Here is a 15,978-nt window from a genome sequence, read left to right on the forward strand (position 1 = left end):
TTTCAAAGTATGCCCGAAGCACAACTTAGCTGAGCGCTTTGACCACGGCTGCGCCCATTTCACGGGTGCTCACACGAGTGCAGCCCGCGCTGTAAATGTCAGCGGTGCGCAGACCTTGCGCCAGCACAGTTTTTACAGCGGCCTCAATCCGGTCAGCAGTTTGTGGTTGGTTGAGACTGAAACGCAGCATCATGGCTGCACTCAAAATGGTCGCCAGTGGGTTGGCAATGCCTTTGCCCGCAATGTCCGGTGCACTGCCATGGCTGGGCTCAAACAGACCTTGGTTGTTGGCGTTCATTGAGGCTGAGGGCAGCATGCCAATGGAGCCGGTGAGCATGGAGGCCTCGTCACTCAAGATGTCGCCAAACAGGTTGCCAGTGACCACCACATCAAACTTTTTGGGCGCGCGTACCAACTGCATGGCAGCGTTGTCGACGTACATGTGATCGAGCGCAATGTCGGGGTACTGTTGACCTACTTCAGTGATCACGTCTTTCCAGAACTGGAATGTTTCCAGCACGTTGGCCTTGTCCACGCTGGTGACGCGGCCTTCACTGCCTGCGGCTTTGCGTTTGCGTGCTGCCTGGAATGCCACGTGCGCAATGCGCTCGATTTCGGGGCGGCTGTAGCGCATGGTGTCAAAGGCTTCTTCTGTGCCGGGGAAGTGACCATCGACCGCGACGCGGCGACCGCGCGGCTGGCCAAAATAGATGTCGCCTGTGAGTTCACGCACGATCAAAATGTCCAACCCGGCAATCAGCTCAGGCTTCAGGCTGGAAGCCCCCACCAGTTGTTCGTAACAAATGGCAGGGCGGAAATTGGCAAACAGCCCCATGTGCTTGCGCAAGCCCAAAATGGCTTGCTCTGGGCGCAGCGGGCGGTCTAGCTTGTCGTATTTCCAGTCGCCCACAGCACCAAACAGCACGGCATCGGCTTCTTTGGCCAGCTTCAAAGTGGCTTCCGGCAGGGGGTGGCCATGCGCCTCATAGGCCGCACCACCGACCAAGGCGGTTTCCATCTCAAATTTGAGCTCAGTGGCTTGGAGCACCTTGACGGCTTCGGCCACAATTTCAGTGCCAATGCCGTCACCCGGCAAAACTGCAATTTTCATCAGTGTCTTTCAGATTAAATATTTTGATAGCAGCTCATGCAAGCATGGTATGGGCTAGCCATGGTTTTTGTGCCAAACGCTCAGCTTCAAAGGCTTTGATTTTGTCGGCATGCTGCAGGGTTAGGTCAATGTCATCGAGGCCATTGAGCAGGCAGTATTTGCGAAAGGCCTGCACGTCAAAAGGCAGTTCGTTGCCATCGGGTTTGACGACGACTTGACGCTCCAGGTCAATCGTGAGGGTGTAACCAGGAAAAGCGCTGACTTCATCAAACAATTGAGCCACCTGCAAGTCAGGCAGAACGATGGGCAACAAGCCATTTTTAAAGCTGTTGTTGAAGAAGATATCGGCATAACTTGGCGCAATGATGGCGCGAAAACCATATTGGTCTAGCGCCCAGGGTGCATGTTCACGAGACGAGCCACAGCCAAAGTTTTTTCGCGCCAGCAAGATGGAGGCACCTTGGTAGCGAGCTTGGTTCAGCACAAAGTCAGGGTTGGGTTTGCGGCTGGTGGGGTCTTGGCCGGGGTAGCCCGCGTCCAGATAACGCCATTCATCGAACAGATTTTGACCAAATCCTGTTTTGCGGATGGATTTCAAAAACTGTTTGGGAATGATGGCATCGGTATCGACGTTTTCCCGATCCATCGGGGCGACCAAACCTTTGAGTAAAGTAAATTTTTGCATACAACGCTCTGGTTATGTGTCAGACAAACTTTCGGACATCGACAAAATGCCCGTGAATGGCCGCTGCTGCTGCCATGGCCGGGCTGACCAAATGGGTGCGCCCACCAGCGCCCTGGCGCCCTTCAAAGTTGCGGTTGCTGGTAGATGCGCAGCGCTCGCCAGGTTCTAGGCGGTCGGCATTCATGGCCAAGCACATGGAGCAACCTGGTTCGCGCCATTCAAAGCCAGCGGCTTTGAAAATATCGTGCAAGCCTTCACGCTCGGCTTGCTCTTTGACCAGGCCTGAGCCGGGTACCACCATGGCCAGGCGAACATTGGCAGCTACTTTGCGTCCCAGATGTTTCACAACCGCAGCTGCTTCGCGCATGTCTTCAATGCGGCTGTTGGTGCACGAGCCAATGAAGACTTTGTCCACATACAAATCATTCAAAGCCTTGCCAGGTTCCAACCCCATGTAGGTCAAGGCGCGCTCGATGGCCGAGCGTTTGTTGGGGTCTTTTTCGCGGTCTGGGTCTGGCACACGGTCATTGATGCCAAGTACCATTTCAGGCGATGTGCCCCAGGTGACTTGCGGCACCAGCTGGGATGCGTCAATGTCGATCACAGCATCAAAATGAGCATCTGCATCAGAATGTAGGGTGCTCCAGTAGGCCGCAGCTTGATCCCACTCCAAAGCGGCTGATGCTGAGTTGGGTGCATTGAACCCAGGCGCCAGTGGGCGACCTTTGATGTATTGAATGGTTTTGTCATCGACGGCCACCAAGCCTGCGCGGGCACCGGCCTCGATGGCCATGTTGCAGACGGTCATGCGGCCTTCCATGCTCAAGGCGCGAATGGCAGTGCCGCCAAATTCAATGGTGTAACCTGTGCCGCCAGCCGTGCCAATTTTGCCAATCACCGCCAACACAATGTCTTTGCCGCCACAGCCGCGTGGCAGCACACCGTCGACGCGCACCAACATGTTTTTGGCTTTTTTGGCCAGCAGGGTTTGGGTGGCCATGACGTGCTCAACTTCACTGGTGCCAATGCCATGAGCCAGTGCGCCAAAAGCGCCATGGGTGGAGGTGTGAGAGTCGCCGCAGACCACGGTCATGCCCGGTAAAGTGGCACCGTTTTCAGGGCCGATCACATGCACAATGCCTTGACGACGTGACATGAAAGGGAAATAGGCGGCAGCGCCGTATTCATGGATGTTGGCATCCAGCGTCAGCACCTGTTCTTTGCTGGTGGGGTCGGTGATGCCGTCGTAGCCAAGCTCCCAGCCCGTGGTGGGTGTGTTGTGGTCGGCAGTGGCCACAATGGAACTGACTCGCCACACTTTGCGTTGCGCCTGGCGTAACCCTTCAAAAGCTTGCGGGCTGGTGACTTCATGGACAAGGTGCCGGTCGATGTACAGCAGCGCAGTGCCATCGTCTTCGGTGTGGATGACGTGTTCGTCCCAGAGTTTGTCGTAAAGAGTACGTCCCATTGTGGTTCCTAGGTAAGCAGCAGATTTTAAACGTGCGACAGAGGTGCGATTTACAAACAAAAAACCCGCCGGTGTTGCCTACCGGCGGGTTTGATTTGTTGAGAGTGCTTTAGCGTTGATCGACTGGCTTGACGTTGCGAGTGACTGAGCCAGCAAACAATTGACGTGGGCGACCAATTTTGTATTCTGGGTCGCTGATCATTTCATTCAGCTGGGCAATCCAGCCCACAGTGCGCGCCAAGGTGAACACACCGGTGAACAGGTTCACTGGAATGCCAATGGCACGTTGCACAATGCCTGAGTAAAAGTCAACATTCGGGTAGAGCTTGCGCTGAACGAAGTAGTCATCTTCCAAGGCAATTTTTTCAACTTCTTTGGCCAGTTTGAACAACGGATCGTTTTCAAGACCCAATTCAGCCAGCACTTCATTGCAAGTTTCTTGCATCAAGGTGGCGCGAGGGTCGTAGTTTTTGTACACACGGTGGCCAAAGCCCATGAGCTTGACGCCAGAGTTTTTGTCTTTGACTTGCTCCATGAATTGACCCACCTTGGCGACACCGCCTTGGCGCTGAATGTCTTCAAGCATGTTCAGGCAAGCTTCGTTGGCACCACCGTGTGCAGGACCCCACAGGCAGGCCACACCAGCTGCAATAGCAGCAAATGGGTTGGTGCCAGACGAACCACACAAACGAACGGTTGAAGTAGATGCGTTTTGCTCGTGGTCAGCGTGCAAAATAAAGATGCGATCCAAGGCGCGTTCCAACACGGGGTTGACCTTGTATTCTTCGCAAGGTGTGCCAAACATCATGCGCAAGAAGTTGCCAGCGTAGCTGAGGTCGTTTTGTGGGTACAGGTAGGGCTGACCCATGCCGTATTTGTAAGCCATGGCCACCATGGTGGGCATTTTGGCAATCAAGCGAATGGCCGCAATTTTGCGATGCTCTGGGTTGTTGATGTCTGTGCTGTCATGGTAGAAGGCTGACAAAGCGCCGACCAAACCGGTGAGCACAGCCATGGGGTGCGCATCACGACGGAAACCACGCAAGAAAAATTGCATTTGCTCATGAACCATGGTGTGGTTGATGATGAGCTTGTGAAAGTCTTGCCGTTCTTGTTGTTTTGGCAATTCGCCATTGAGCAACAAATAACAAGTGTCGAGGTAATCGCACTGAGTGGCTAACTGTTCAATGGGGTAACCACGGTACAGCAACTCACCCTTGTCGCCATCAATGTAGGTGATGGCTGATTGACACGAAGCCGTAGAGAGAAAACCAGGGTCATAAGTGAACATGCCCGTTTGACCGTAGAGCTTGCGGATGTCGATGACATCTGGGCCGACAGTGCCTTGATAAACAGGCAAATCAACACTGGGACTGCCATTAGAGAAAGACAGTGTGGCTTTATTTTCAGCTAGCTTCATTTGGACCTTTCAGGTGGTTCTTTCAACATACTTAAAACTTCGCAGACACCCTCTTGTAAAAGACTGGCATCCATTTGCGCCAATGTTTTGCGCCCAAGATGCAAATCCAACAAGTCAGAATCGCTTAAATCCATTAGAACGTTCAGACCTTGCGCTTGCTTGACAGTGAGCGTTTTATCGTACCTGTGAAAGAAGCGTTCGATAAAAATGTCGTTCTCAAGCAAGCCTCGGCGGCAGCGCCACTTGAGCTTGCTAAGGGCTCGCTCGTCAATCAGTTCGCTGTCGTTAGGCTTGCTGGGCGTGCGTGTGTTGGACATGCATCAGATCGCGCGACGCACCATCAGTTCTTTGATTTTGCCAATGGCCTTGGTGGGGTTGAGTCCTTTAGGGCACACATCTACACAGTTCATGATGGTGGTGCAGCGGAACAACCGATAGGGGTCTTCAAGGTTGTCCAGACGCTCGCTGGTGGCATCATCGCGGCTGTCGGCAAGGAAGCGGTAAGCTTGCAAAAGACCGGCTGGACCGACAAACTTGTCTGGATTCCACCAGAAGACCGGGCAGCTGGTTGAGCAGCTGGCGCACAAAATGCACTCGTAAAGCCCATTAAGCTCTTCCCGTTCTTCCGGGCTTTGCAAACGTTCTTTTTCTGGCGGGCGAACCTCGTTGATCAAGTAGGGTTTAATGGAGTGATATTGCTTGAAAAACAAGGTCATGTCCACAATGAGGTCGCGCACGACGGGCAGACCAGGCAGAGGTTTCAGCACAATGGTGTCTGGCAAGGTGCGCATGTTGACCAAGCAAGCCAATCCGTTCTTGCCATTGATGTTCATGGCGTCTGAGCCACAAACACCTTCACGGCAGGAGCGACGGAATGAAATGCTGGGGTCTACCGCTTTGAGCTTGACCAATGCATCCAGCAACATGCGTTCATTTCCGTCAAGTTCGACTTCGATGGTTTGCATGTAAGGCTTCGCATCGGTGTCTGGGTTGTAGCGGTAAATTTGAAAGGTACGTTTAGCCATTTAGATTTCTCCTTGACGGTTCCAGATCAGAACGTGCGAACTTTGGGGGCGATCGACTCTGCGGTCAAAGGCTTGAGGACGACGGGCTTGTAGCTTAGGCTGTTACTGGCCTTGTCCCATAGCGTGTGTTTGAGCCAGTTGACATCGTCGCGACCCAATGGGCAAGTTGCATCATCGGCCGGGCGGTCATAGTCGAGAACGCTGTGCGCACCACGGCATTCTTTCCGAGCTGCAGCAGACACCATGGTGGCTTGAGCTACTTCAATCATGTTTTCAACTTCAAGCGCTTCAATGCGTTCGGTATTGAAAATCTTGGATTTGTCGGTCAGCGTGATGCCGCCAACCCGTTCGCGCAATTTGGCAATTTTGCCAACACCTTCGTCCATGCTGACCTGGGTTCGGAAAACACCGGCGTGCATTTGCATGGTGGCACGTATGTCATCAGCTACTTTCTGTGCATATTCACCGGTCTTTGAAGTGTCGAGCCGGTCCAAGCGTTCAAGTGAATAGTCTGCGGCATCTGCCGGAAGTGGTTTGTGTTCTTTGTTCTGGTTGTTGAATTCGATGATGTGTCGACCTGCTGCGCGGCCAAACACCACAATATCGAGCAGCGAATTGCAGCCTAAACGGTTGGCACCGTGCACACTGACGCAAGAACACTCACCCACCGCATACAAGCCATTGACAATTTCTTGCGCACCATTCTTGGGGGCCACCACTTGACCGGTGATGCTGCTGGGGATACCACCCATTTGGTAGTGGTTGGTGGGGATGACTGGAATCGGCTCTTTGGTGATGTCGACGTTGGCGAAGTTGTGGCCAATTTCAAGCACAGACGGCAAACGCAGCTTGATGGTTTCGGCACCCAAGTGGGTCATGTCGAGGTTGATGTAGTCTTTGTTGGGGCCACAGCCGCGCCCTTCCTTGATTTCCTGATCCATACAGCGTGACACAAAGTCACGTGTGGCCAAGTCTTTGTAGCCAGGGGCGTAACGCTCCATGAAGCGTTCGCCATTGCTGTTGCGCAAAATGGCACCTTCGCCACGACAACCTTCTGTCAACAACACACCTGCGCCATGTACGCCCGTGGGGTGAAATTGCCAAAATTCCATGTCTTGCAATGGAATGCCAGCACGAGCCGCCATGCCCAAACCGTCGCCGGTATTGATGTACGCGTTGGTAGAAGCAGCAAAAATCCGCCCTGCACCGCCGGTTGCCAGCAACACGGTCTTGGCCTGCAGAATGTGCACCTCACCGGTTTCCATTTCCAGCGCAGTGACACCTACCACATCGCCTTCAGCGTCGCGAATCAAATCAAGTGCCATCCATTCGACGAAGAAGTTGGTGCGCGCCTTGACGTTTTGCTGGTACAACGTGTGCAACATCGCATGACCCGTGCGGTCTGCAGCAGCGCAGGCACGTTGCACAGCTTTTTCACCGTGGTTGCTGGTATGCCCACCAAATGGTCGCTGGTAAATGGTGCCATCTGGATTGCGGTCAAAAGGCATGCCGAAGTGCTCAAGCTCGTAGACCACCTTGGGCGCTTCACGCACCATGAATTCGACTGCATCCTGGTCACTTAGCCAGTCGCCACCCTTGATGGTGTCGTAGAAGTGGTTGTCCCAGTTGTCTTCGTTCATGTTCGACAACGAGGCAGCAATGCCGCCTTGAGCCGCCACAGTGTGGGAGCGGGTTGGGAAAACCTTGGAAAGCACCGCTACGTTGAGACCCGCATTGGCCAGTTGAAGAGACGCACTCATGCCAGAGCCACCGGCACCGACGATGACCACATCAAATTTACGCGTTGTGAGTTTGGAGGTTGCTGTCATGATGAATTTGTTTGAGTTTCGAGTGGATCGTTGGCTGAAGTGTTCTGATTGGAATCAAGCCAACAGTCTGTGAGTGTTTTGTTAGCTTAGAGACGCCACAATGCTTGTAGAGCACCACCAGCACATGCAGTAAGCCAGACAATGGCAAATACATGCATCACAAAGCGAACTGCGTATGGTTTGACATAGTCCATGAACACATTGCGCATGCCTACCCAAACGTGATAGAGCAACGAGAGAATCACCACGAACGTCAAAGACTTCATCCATTGTGGCGAAAAAATACCAGCCCAAAGCTCGTATCCGATAGGGCCTTTGCTGAAGATCAGTTGAGCCAAGACAAGCACGGTGAAAAGCGCCATGACAACTGCCGTCACTCTTTGTGACAACCAATCACGCATACCATAGTGGGCACCAACGACAGTGCGATGAGAACCGTAGTTAACAGACATGTGGAAACTCCTGATTTAGTAAAGACCAAACAACTTGGCACCCAGCACCAAAGTGAGCGATAGGGTGAGAACCAAAACGACTGCGGCCGTTTGGCGGCCAAAATCTTTCGATACGTGTTCGTGGTGGGTGTCCATCCACAGATGGCGTAAACCCGCAATGAAGTGATGGAGGCTGGCCCAGATCAAGCCCAGTGCGACCAGTTTCCAGATGAATCCTGGCAACCCCAGCATGCCGACGTTGAACGCAGCTTTGAATTTAAGAAACGAAATTTCAGATGAAATCGAGTTGTCAAACATCCAGATGATGAAAGGCATCAAGAAAAACATGATGGCACCGCTGACTCGGTGCATGCCTGACGCTAATGAAGCCAAAGGCCACCGATAACTTACCAAACTTGGGAAGTCGATGTTGCGGAATTCGGGACGGGTTTTTGCTGTGCTAGCCGCTGTTTCAGACATACTTTGCTTTCTATGTTTTGAGTAACTGCTTGGTAACCAGTGAATGCTGATCACCGTGAAATTCTATTGCAATGCAGCACAAAATTGATTTGCATGCCCATAAGTCAAGGGATTTTTGTTGGTCAAAATGCTGTGCGTCTGCATCTTGTTTGATCAATGTTGTAGAAGACTCCTTTAGCCTGACATCAAGGTTACATTTACAAGAATCACCCGATGGCGTTGTGATAGTGGTGTGTTTCCGTACGGTAACAGCCGCGGCGAAGTTCCATGGGTTCGTCTCGGTAGGTGTAAGCCACCCGCTCAACACTTAACAACGGCGTATTGAGCTTCACTCTAAGCAGATTGGCTTGAATGTCGGAGGCTGCAATGGCTCGAATTTTTTCATCAGCTCGCACCATTCGGACATTGAATTCGGTTTCAAACAAGGCGTACATGGGGCCTTGGTAATTGGTCAACCGTTCTGCAGTTAGCCCTTTGAAGGGTGATGCAGGCAGCCAAATGTCTTCCAAAATGATGGGAGTTCCACCAAAACTAAGCACTCGTCGGGCTTGAATGACGGTGTCGCCAGTGCGCAGTGCCAATGCTTTGGCTACATCCGCTGTGGCACGACTTTTTCGGCATTCAATGATGTCTCTCTGTGCCGGTCCCTCGCTGCCACGCGTGCCACTGTCTGGGACTAGCTTCAAAAAACGAAACTGAACTTGTTGTTCGGCATGGGTGGCTACAAAAGTGCCTTTGCCTTGGCGCCTCAGGAGCAAATTCTCGGCCGCTAATTCGTCCACAGCTTTGCGTACTGTGCCTTGGCTGACTTTGAAGCGTCCAGCCAGTTCAACTTCGCTGGGGATGACTTCGCCTGGCTTCCATTCACCTGCCCTCAGGCTGTTGAGCATCAGTTCTTTGATCTGCTGGTACAAAGGGCTAAATGCCACAGTGGAATTTGCACTGGCTGACACGCTGGAGTCAGTCGTTGTCAAGGCGTTGTCAGGGGACGTTTGCATGATGTTCGGTCTCGGTTTTATCTGTTGTAATTTTTTCAAATCATATCTTATATAAGACATAAGACAATTTGACGAATCAGGGTTTTCCAGATTACACTCAAATGGATGAGAGGTTGATTGCAAAGCTTTAACCGTTCTATCAATGAATTTTTCTTAACATTTTTGGAGATTCCACCATGAGCAAAAAGCCCGTCCGTGTAGCCGTTACTGGCGCTGCAGGCCAAATTGGTTACGCCATTCTGTTTCGCATTGCCTCGGGCGAAATGCTGGGTAAAGATCAACCTGTTGTTTTGAGCCTGCTTGAAGTGCCGGTTGAAAAAGCCCAACAAGCTTTGCAAGGCGTGATCATGGAGTTGCAAGACTGCGCGTTCCCGCTTCTCGTGGGTATTGAAGCCCACAGCGATCCAATGACTGCTTTCAAAGACGTGGATTACGCCTTGTTGATTGGTTCACGCCCACGCGGCCCAGGCATGGAACGTGCCGAATTGCTTGCAGTCAATGCGGAAATTTTCACTGCCCAAGGCAAAGCGCTGAATGCTGTGGCAAGCCGCAATGTGAAAGTGCTGGTGGTGGGAAACCCGGCCAACACCAATGCCTACATTGCCATGAAGAGTGCACCAGACCTGCCTCGCAAGAACTTCACCGCCATGTTGCGCTTGGATCACAACCGTGCCTTGAGCCAATTGGCTGCCAAAACGGGTAAGGCTGTGGCTGACATCGAAAAAATGGCGGTGTGGGGTAACCATTCTCCAACCATGTACGCTGACTACCGTTTCGCAACTGTCAATGGCGAAAGCGTGAAAGACATGATCAATGACCATGATTGGAACGCCAATACTTTCTTGCCCACAGTGGGCAAACGCGGTGCTGCCATCATTGCAGCTCGCGGCGTATCGTCTGCCGCCTCTGCTGCCAATGCCGCCATTGACCACATGCATGATTGGGCGCTTGGCACCCAAGGCAAATGGGTCACCATGGGTGTGCCATCCAATGGCGAGTACGGTATTCCTAAAGACACTGTGTTTGGTTTTCCTGTGACTTGCGAAGCCGGTGAATACAAATTGGTTGAAGGTCTGTCTATTGATGCATTTAGCCAAGAATGCATTAACAAAACGCTTAAAGAGTTGCAAGACGAGCAAGCTGGCGTTGCTCACTTGCTGTAATTCAAGTTGATTGAACCAGGCTTGTGACTCATCCGCGCGAAGCTCTACATGGCACGGCAGCGACATCTTCTTTGCCGGTGTGTGACCATTACTGTGGGGTTGAAGCGCGGATGGTCAAAAGCCTTTCCTTGCAGTCTGAATTGACGCAAGAATTTGGTACATGTGTTTTTGATGTCACACTCGATTGTGAGGATGGGGCACTGGTAGGTGGCGAGAAAGACCATGCTTTGATGGTCTCTGAGCTTGTAAATAAAGCGTACGTAGCTAGCAAAAATATAGCATCTGAGGCGCGCTCAAGAGTTGCAGTTCGACTGCATCCGGTTGACCATGATGCGTTTGAGCAAGATGTTGAATTGATTGTGGGGCAGCATGCGCAGGGTTTGTGTCACGTCATGCTTCCCAAAGTGGATTCTGTGCTTGATGTAGAACGTGCTTTAAAGGCCATTGACCGTGCGTGTGAATCGGCTGGCCGTTTGTTGCCGCTACCTGTTCATGTTTTGATTGAATCGCCTTTGGCGGTTCACCATGTGGCAGCCATCGTGGCGCATTCCAGAGTTCAGTCTGCCAGTTTTGGCTTGATGGATTTTGTTTCAGCTCATGGTGGCGTGATACCGGCCTGTGCCATGGAAACCTCGTCATCAGACCAGCCTGAAACTTTAGATCAGTTTGGACATCCTCTGGTGCTTAGAGCCAAACTGGAAATTTCTGCTGCGTGTCATGCTTTTGGCAAAGTCGCCTCTCACTGTGTGGTGACCGAATTTAAAAATACAGCTCTTCTTGAAGCTGCTGCGAGGCGTGCCAGCCGTGCCTTGGGTTTTGGGCGGATGTGGAGCATTCACCCGGATCAAATTAGGCCTATATTGAAGGCCTTTGCCCCTGCTGAGGCTGAAGTTGAGCAAGCTAGCCAGATTGTTTGCAAAGCTTTTGCGGCCGATTGGGCACCCATTGCGCACCGCGGTGTGTTGCATGATCGCGCCAGTTATCGGTATTTTTGGCAAACTTTGGTTCGTGCACATCAAACAGCCAGACTTTCTGCTGCTGATCCTGCACATCAATTTTTTGTTAACTCTTTCTAATTTATGAAAGTGCCCGCATGAAACAAAAGTGGCGTTTTGATGTGTCTCTGTCAGTGACGACAACGATTGTTTGCATGAGTTGTCTGTTTGCTGTCTCCAGCGTGATGGCTGAAGGTGTGACAAAAGCCAAATCGCATCCTTCCACTAAACACAAGTCTTCCAGCCGAGTCGAATTGAAATCCAAGGCCAATCAAATGGCTGCGGGTGTTCGTGCGGCCGAAATAGCTTTGAGCCCTACTGAGCTTGAAATCGCTCAAAAAATAGAGGTGGGCGAAGTCAAGTGTGAACTGGGCGCATCGGTTCAAGTGACGGCCGATGCCGCCATGCCCGGATATTTCGATGTTCGCACCCAGAAGCTTCGGTTTCGCATGGTGCCCGTCATTTCTCAAACGGGCGCCATTCGGTTAGAAGACACCAAAGCAGGTGCTGTATGGTTGCAATTGGCCAATAAATCAATGTTGATGAGTCAAAAGCTGGGTTCCCGTTTGGCGGACGCCTGTGTTTCGCCCACACAAGCCTTGTTTGCCGCAGCCATGGAAAAGGCACCCATGCCCGGATTACTTGACAACCCTACGGATGCAGACTCTTCCCAAGTGCCACAGGCTTTAACAGCCGCCACGATGGTGGTTCAGTAAAAATTTTGCTTGTTTTATCCATCTTTGATTCAAAAGGAGTTCTCTATGTTGCAAACCTACCGTGCCCATGTGGAAGAGCGCGCCGCGCTCGGCATTCCCGCCTTGCCATTGACTGCACAGCAAACTGCTGGGTTGATTGAGTTACTTAAAAATCCCCCCCCCGGTGAGGATGCGTATTTGCTTGACCTGATCACTCACCGCGTCCCTGCGGGTGTGGATGACGCAGCCAAAGTAAAAGCCAGTTATTTGGCTGCCGTGGCTCACGGCACAGAAAACTGCAGTTTGATCAATCGTCAAAAAGCCACTGAATTGTTGGGCACGATGCTGGGTGGTTACAACTTAACCCCGTTGATTGACTTGCTGGACGATGCAGCGGTTGCCGATGTGGCTGCGACTGGCTTGAAGAAAACACTGTTGATGTTTGATCAATTTCATGATGTCAAAGAAAAAGCCGACAAAGGCAATGCTTTCGCCAAAGCCGTGCTGCAAAGCTGGGCGGATGCTGAATGGTTCACCAGTCGTCCTGAAGTGCCCCAAAGCATTGCACTGACTGTTTTCAAAGTCACGGGTGAAACCAATACAGACGACTTGTCACCGGCACCAGACGCCTGGAGTCGCCCTGACATTCCTTTGCATGCGTTGGCCATGCTCAAGAACAAGCGTGACGGCATCACTCCTGAAGAAGATGGAAAACGCGGCCCAGTCAAGTTCATTGAAGATTTGCGTGCCCGTGGCAATATGGTGGCCTATGTGGGCGACGTGGTTGGTACCGGCTCTAGCCGTAAATCTGCCACCAACAGTGTGTTGTGGTTTACTGGTGAAGACATTCCGTTTGTGCCAAACAAGCGTTTTGGTGGCGTGTGCCTGGGTTCCAAAATTGCGCCCATTTTTTACAACACCATGGAAGATGCGGGTGCATTGCCCATCGAGTTGGATGTGAGTCAAATGGCCATGGGCGACACCATTGAATTGCGTCCCTACGAAGGTCAAGCCCTCAAAGACGGCAAAGTAATTGCCGAATTCAAACTCAAAAGCGATGTGCTGTTTGATGAAGTGCGTGCCGGTGGCCGGATTCCTTTGATCATCGGTCGGGGTCTCACGGCCAAAGCCCGTGAAGCATTGGGTCTGCCTGCTTCTACCTTGTTCCGATTGCCGCAAAACCCCAAGGCAACTGGCAAAGGCTTTACCCTGGCTCAAAAAATGGTGGGTCGTGCTTGCGGTTTGCCTGAAGGCCAAGGTGTTCTGCCAGGCACTTATTGCGAACCCAAAATGACCAGCGTGGGCTCCCAGGACACCACTGGCCCCATGACCCGTGACGAATTGAAAGACCTGGCTTGCTTGGGTTTCAGTGCTGACTTGGTCATGCAATCGTTCTGCCATACGGCGGCTTACCCCAAGCCGATTGACGTGAAAATGCACCATGAGCTGCCTGAGTTCATGAGCAACCGCGGCGGCATTCCCCTGCGTCCAGGCGACGGCATCATTCACAGCTGGCTCAACCGCATGTTGTTGCCTGATACCGTGGGCACTGGTGGCGACAGCCACACCCGTTTCCCGATCGGCATCAGCTTCCCCGCTGGTTCTGGTTTGGTGGCGTTTGGCGCAGCCACTGGTGTCATGCCGCTGGACATGCCTGAGAGTGTGCTGGTGCGTTTCAAAGGCAAGATGCAGCCTGGCATTACCTTACGTGACCTGGTGAATGCAATTCCGCTTTATGCCATCAAGTCAGGTGAATTGACGGTGGCCAAGCAAGGTAAGAAAAACGTGTTTTCTGGGCGTATTCTTGAAATTGAAGGTTTGCCAGACCTTAAAGTGGAACAAGCTTTTGAGTTGAGTGATGCCTCTGCAGAGCGCAGCGCCGCAGGATGCACGGTGCATCTGAACAAAGAGCCCATCATTGAATACCTCAACAGCAACATCGTCATGCTCAAGTGGATGATTGCCAACGGCTATTCTGATGTCCGCACCATCAACCGCCGTATCAAAGCCATGGAAGCCTGGTTGGCTGACCCCAAGCTGCTCAAAGCCGATGCCGATGCGCAATACGCCAGCGTTATTGAAATTGACTTGGCCGACATTCACGAGCCCATCGTGGCTTGCCCCAACGACCCGGACGATGTCAAAACCTTGTCCGATGTGGCTGGTACCAAAATTGAAGAAGTGTTCATTGGGTCGTGCATGACCAACATTGGCCACTTCCGCGCTGCATCCAAGTTGTTGGAAAACAAGCGCGACATCCCAGTCAAACTGTGGATGGCACCACCGACCAAGATGGATGCCAAGCAACTCAGCGAAGAAGGGCACTATGGCGTGCTGGGTAGTGCCGGTGCACGTATGGAAATGCCAGGTTGCAGCCTCTGCATGGGTAACCAGGCGCAGGTGAAGGAAGGTGCTGTGGTGTTTTCTACCTCCACCCGCAACTTCCCCAATCGGTTGGGTAAAAACAGCAACGTGTTTTTGGGAAGTGCCGAGTTGGCTGCCATTTGCTCTAAATTGGGTCGCATCCCAACCAAAGAAGAATACATGGCTGACATGGGCGTGCTCAATGCAGCCAGCAGCAAAATTTACCAGTACCTCAACTTTGATCAAGTCAAGGACTACACCGACGCAGCTGCCAGTGTGAACTAAAGTCAAACCATACGTCAGGCTCTTCAGTGAGCCGTGTGATACATCTACAAAAGGCACCGCAGCTATCGCTGTGGTGCCTTTTGTCTTTGACCCCTTGTGTCAAGCTAATTGACGCTCTCATCAGGGCGCGTGCTGTCTCCTTGGCCAATCGTTTTTTCCATCATCACTACATCTAGCCAGCGGTCAAATTTCCAGCCACAGGATGTCAACGTCCCCACGTTGCGAAAACCTGCGCTGGTATGCACGCCAACCGAGCCCAGGTTGTGAGAGTCACCAATCACTGCAATCATTTTTCTCACGCCTGCCATTTCTGCTTGATGGAGTAGCTCTGCCAAAAGCGCTCGCCCCAGACCTTGTCCGACAGCCTCGGGTGCCAAGTAAATGGAATCTTCGGCTGAAAAACGGTAAGCGGGTCTGGGTTTGAACCAGTTGCAATAGGCAAAGCCCAACACACGCTCGTGGTCAACCGCTACCAAATAGGGTAATTTTTTACTCAGCACATCCGCACGTCGTTGTGCCATGTCTTCATGTGTGGGAGGGATCATTTCAAACGTGCCCGTACCGTGAAGCACGTGGTGCGCATAGATACGCGTAATCTGGTCAATGTCTTGAACTTGGCTGAGGCGAATAATGGACATGGTGTGTGTTGAATATATAATATTAGGCTATCTGTCGTGTCGCATGGCCGGGTGGTCATGTTGCGTGTCTCAAGCGTCGGATTTTATGCCAATTTGTGGAAACTTTTCCACACCCCCAAAGGATAAATCATGGTCGTCATTCGACTCGCCCGTGGCGGTGCAAAAGCACGCCCGTTTTTCAATATTGTGGTTGCTGACAAGCGTACTCGTCGTGATGGTCGCTTCATTGAGCGCATTGGTTTTTACAACCCCATTGCTACAGCCAACGAAGAAAGCATTCGCATTGCCCAAGATCGCTTGACCTATTGGCGCAGTGTGGGTGCTCAGGCCTCTCCAACGGTGGAACGCCTGGTCAACCAATTGGCTAAAAAAGCGGTTTGATGCTTTGATG

At 52.1% G+C, this 15,978-nt stretch carries 16 protein-coding genes; 5 read left to right on the forward strand and 11 right to left on the reverse strand.

Features of this window, described 5'->3' with window-relative positions; all coding sequences use genetic code 11:
• Positions 1-25 precede the first annotated feature (25 nt).
• From leuB to PHT20_RS02290, 10 genes are all read right to left on the reverse strand, one after another.
• Positions 26-1,111 carry a 3-isopropylmalate dehydrogenase gene (leuB, locus tag PHT20_RS02245; protein WP_301019248.1) on the reverse strand — a complete coding sequence of 362 codons (1,086 nt, stop codon included), beginning with the start codon at positions 1,109-1,111 and terminating at the stop codon, positions 26-28.
• Between the two features lie 34 nt (positions 1,112-1,145).
• Positions 1,146-1,796, reverse strand: a complete 651-nt coding sequence (gene leuD / locus PHT20_RS02250) for a 3-isopropylmalate dehydratase small subunit (protein ID WP_301019249.1) — start codon at positions 1,794-1,796, stop codon at positions 1,146-1,148.
• Between the two features lie 19 nt (positions 1,797-1,815).
• The gene (leuC, locus tag PHT20_RS02255) at positions 1,816-3,264 is read right to left on the reverse strand and encodes a 3-isopropylmalate dehydratase large subunit (protein ID WP_301019250.1); all 1,449 of its coding nucleotides are present in this window, start codon (positions 3,262-3,264) and stop codon (positions 1,816-1,818) included.
• A 109-nt stretch (positions 3,265-3,373) separates the two neighbouring features.
• On the reverse strand, positions 3,374-4,684 hold the full coding sequence (locus PHT20_RS02260) for a citrate synthase (RefSeq protein WP_300084258.1): 1,311 nt from the start codon (positions 4,682-4,684) through the stop codon (positions 3,374-3,376).
• Entirely contained in the window at positions 4,681-5,001 is a 321-nt protein-coding gene (locus PHT20_RS02265) for a succinate dehydrogenase assembly factor 2 (protein WP_301019251.1), read from the reverse strand. Before PHT20_RS02265 ends, PHT20_RS02260 begins: the two co-directional genes overlap by 4 nt.
• A 3-nt stretch (positions 5,002-5,004) precedes the next feature.
• Positions 5,005-5,709 (reverse strand): succinate dehydrogenase iron-sulfur subunit, encoded by a 705-nt coding sequence (locus tag PHT20_RS02270; protein ID WP_300084261.1) that lies wholly within the window; start codon positions 5,707-5,709, stop codon positions 5,005-5,007.
• A 26-nt stretch (positions 5,710-5,735) separates the two neighbouring features.
• Complete coding sequence (gene sdhA / locus PHT20_RS02275) at positions 5,736-7,538, reverse strand: succinate dehydrogenase flavoprotein subunit (RefSeq protein WP_301019252.1); 1,803 nt, start codon at positions 7,536-7,538, stop codon at positions 5,736-5,738.
• 86 nt (positions 7,539-7,624) lie between these two features.
• A complete protein-coding gene (gene sdhD, locus PHT20_RS02280) occupies positions 7,625-7,990 on the reverse strand; it encodes a succinate dehydrogenase, hydrophobic membrane anchor protein (protein ID WP_301019253.1) in 366 nt (121 codons plus the stop codon).
• Positions 7,991-8,005: 15 nt separating this feature from the next.
• Positions 8,006-8,449, reverse strand: a complete 444-nt coding sequence (sdhC, locus tag PHT20_RS02285; protein WP_301019267.1) for a succinate dehydrogenase, cytochrome b556 subunit — start codon at positions 8,447-8,449, stop codon at positions 8,006-8,008.
• A gap of 206 nt (positions 8,450-8,655) precedes the next feature.
• Entirely contained in the window at positions 8,656-9,447 is a 792-nt protein-coding gene (locus tag PHT20_RS02290; RefSeq protein ID WP_301019254.1) for a GntR family transcriptional regulator, read from the reverse strand.
• Positions 9,448-9,623: 176 nt separating this feature from the next.
• Between PHT20_RS02290 and PHT20_RS02295 the strand changes: the two genes are divergently transcribed.
• From PHT20_RS02295 to acnB, 4 genes are read left to right on the forward strand one after another with little or no spacing between them, the layout of a single operon-like run.
• Positions 9,624-10,610, forward strand: coding sequence for a malate dehydrogenase (locus PHT20_RS02295; protein ID WP_301019255.1), 987 nt, complete (start codon positions 9,624-9,626; stop codon positions 10,608-10,610).
• Between the two features lie 23 nt (positions 10,611-10,633).
• Positions 10,634-11,686, forward strand: a complete 1,053-nt coding sequence (locus PHT20_RS02300) for an aldolase/citrate lyase family protein (protein ID WP_301019256.1) — start codon at positions 10,634-10,636, stop codon at positions 11,684-11,686.
• A 17-nt stretch (positions 11,687-11,703) separates the two neighbouring features.
• Complete coding sequence (locus PHT20_RS02305; RefSeq protein ID WP_301019257.1) at positions 11,704-12,321, forward strand: hypothetical protein; 618 nt, start codon at positions 11,704-11,706, stop codon at positions 12,319-12,321.
• A 45-nt stretch (positions 12,322-12,366) separates the two neighbouring features.
• Positions 12,367-14,949 (forward strand): bifunctional aconitate hydratase 2/2-methylisocitrate dehydratase, encoded by a 2,583-nt coding sequence (gene acnB / locus PHT20_RS02310; protein ID WP_301019258.1) that lies wholly within the window; start codon positions 12,367-12,369, stop codon positions 14,947-14,949.
• A gap of 104 nt (positions 14,950-15,053) precedes the next feature.
• Here acnB and PHT20_RS02315 read toward each other — a convergent pair whose 3' ends face one another.
• A complete protein-coding gene (locus tag PHT20_RS02315; protein ID WP_301019259.1) occupies positions 15,054-15,587 on the reverse strand; it encodes a GNAT family N-acetyltransferase in 534 nt (177 codons plus the stop codon).
• 129 nt (positions 15,588-15,716) lie between these two features.
• Between PHT20_RS02315 and rpsP the strand changes: the two genes are divergently transcribed.
• Positions 15,717-15,968 (forward strand): 30S ribosomal protein S16, encoded by a 252-nt coding sequence (rpsP, locus tag PHT20_RS02320; RefSeq protein ID WP_300085770.1) that lies wholly within the window; start codon positions 15,717-15,719, stop codon positions 15,966-15,968.
• Positions 15,969-15,978: the final 10 nt, after the last annotated feature.

This window comes from Rhodoferax sp., from assembly GCF_028715765.1.
In the GTDB taxonomy this organism is placed as follows: Bacteria; Pseudomonadota; Gammaproteobacteria; order Burkholderiales; family Burkholderiaceae_C; genus Rhodoferax.

Excerpts from the sequence above, each read along its gene's own strand:
- sdhC (WP_301019267.1), bottom strand. The coding sequence starts at position 8,449 with ATGTCTGAAACAGCGGCTAGCACAGCAAAAACCCGTCCCGAATTCCGC.
- PHT20_RS02270 (WP_300084261.1), bottom strand. The coding sequence starts at position 5,709 with ATGGCTAAACGTACCTTTCAAATTTACCGCTACAACCCAGACACCGAT.
- PHT20_RS02315 (WP_301019259.1), bottom strand. The coding sequence starts at position 15,587 with ATGTCCATTATTCGCCTCAGCCAAGTTCAAGACATTGACCAGATTACG.
- sdhD (WP_301019253.1), bottom strand. The coding sequence starts at position 7,990 with ATGTCTGTTAACTACGGTTCTCATCGCACTGTCGTTGGTGCCCACTAT.
- PHT20_RS02295 (WP_301019255.1), top strand. The coding sequence starts at position 9,624 with ATGAGCAAAAAGCCCGTCCGTGTAGCCGTTACTGGCGCTGCAGGCCAA.
- PHT20_RS02265 (WP_301019251.1), bottom strand. The coding sequence starts at position 5,001 with ATGTCCAACACACGCACGCCCAGCAAGCCTAACGACAGCGAACTGATT.
- leuD (WP_301019249.1), bottom strand. The coding sequence starts at position 1,796 with ATGCAAAAATTTACTTTACTCAAAGGTTTGGTCGCCCCGATGGATCGG.
- PHT20_RS02290 (WP_301019254.1), bottom strand. The coding sequence starts at position 9,447 with ATGCAAACGTCCCCTGACAACGCCTTGACAACGACTGACTCCAGCGTG.
- leuC (WP_301019250.1), bottom strand. The coding sequence starts at position 3,264 with ATGGGACGTACTCTTTACGACAAACTCTGGGACGAACACGTCATCCAC.
- PHT20_RS02260 (WP_300084258.1), bottom strand. The coding sequence starts at position 4,684 with ATGAAGCTAGCTGAAAATAAAGCCACACTGTCTTTCTCTAATGGCAGT.
- rpsP (WP_300085770.1), top strand. The coding sequence starts at position 15,717 with ATGGTCGTCATTCGACTCGCCCGTGGCGGTGCAAAAGCACGCCCGTTT.
- sdhA (WP_301019252.1), bottom strand. The coding sequence starts at position 7,538 with ATGACAGCAACCTCCAAACTCACAACGCGTAAATTTGATGTGGTCATC.
- PHT20_RS02305 (WP_301019257.1), top strand. The coding sequence starts at position 11,704 with ATGAAACAAAAGTGGCGTTTTGATGTGTCTCTGTCAGTGACGACAACG.
- leuB (WP_301019248.1), bottom strand. The coding sequence starts at position 1,111 with ATGAAAATTGCAGTTTTGCCGGGTGACGGCATTGGCACTGAAATTGTG.
- acnB (WP_301019258.1), top strand. The coding sequence starts at position 12,367 with ATGTTGCAAACCTACCGTGCCCATGTGGAAGAGCGCGCCGCGCTCGGC.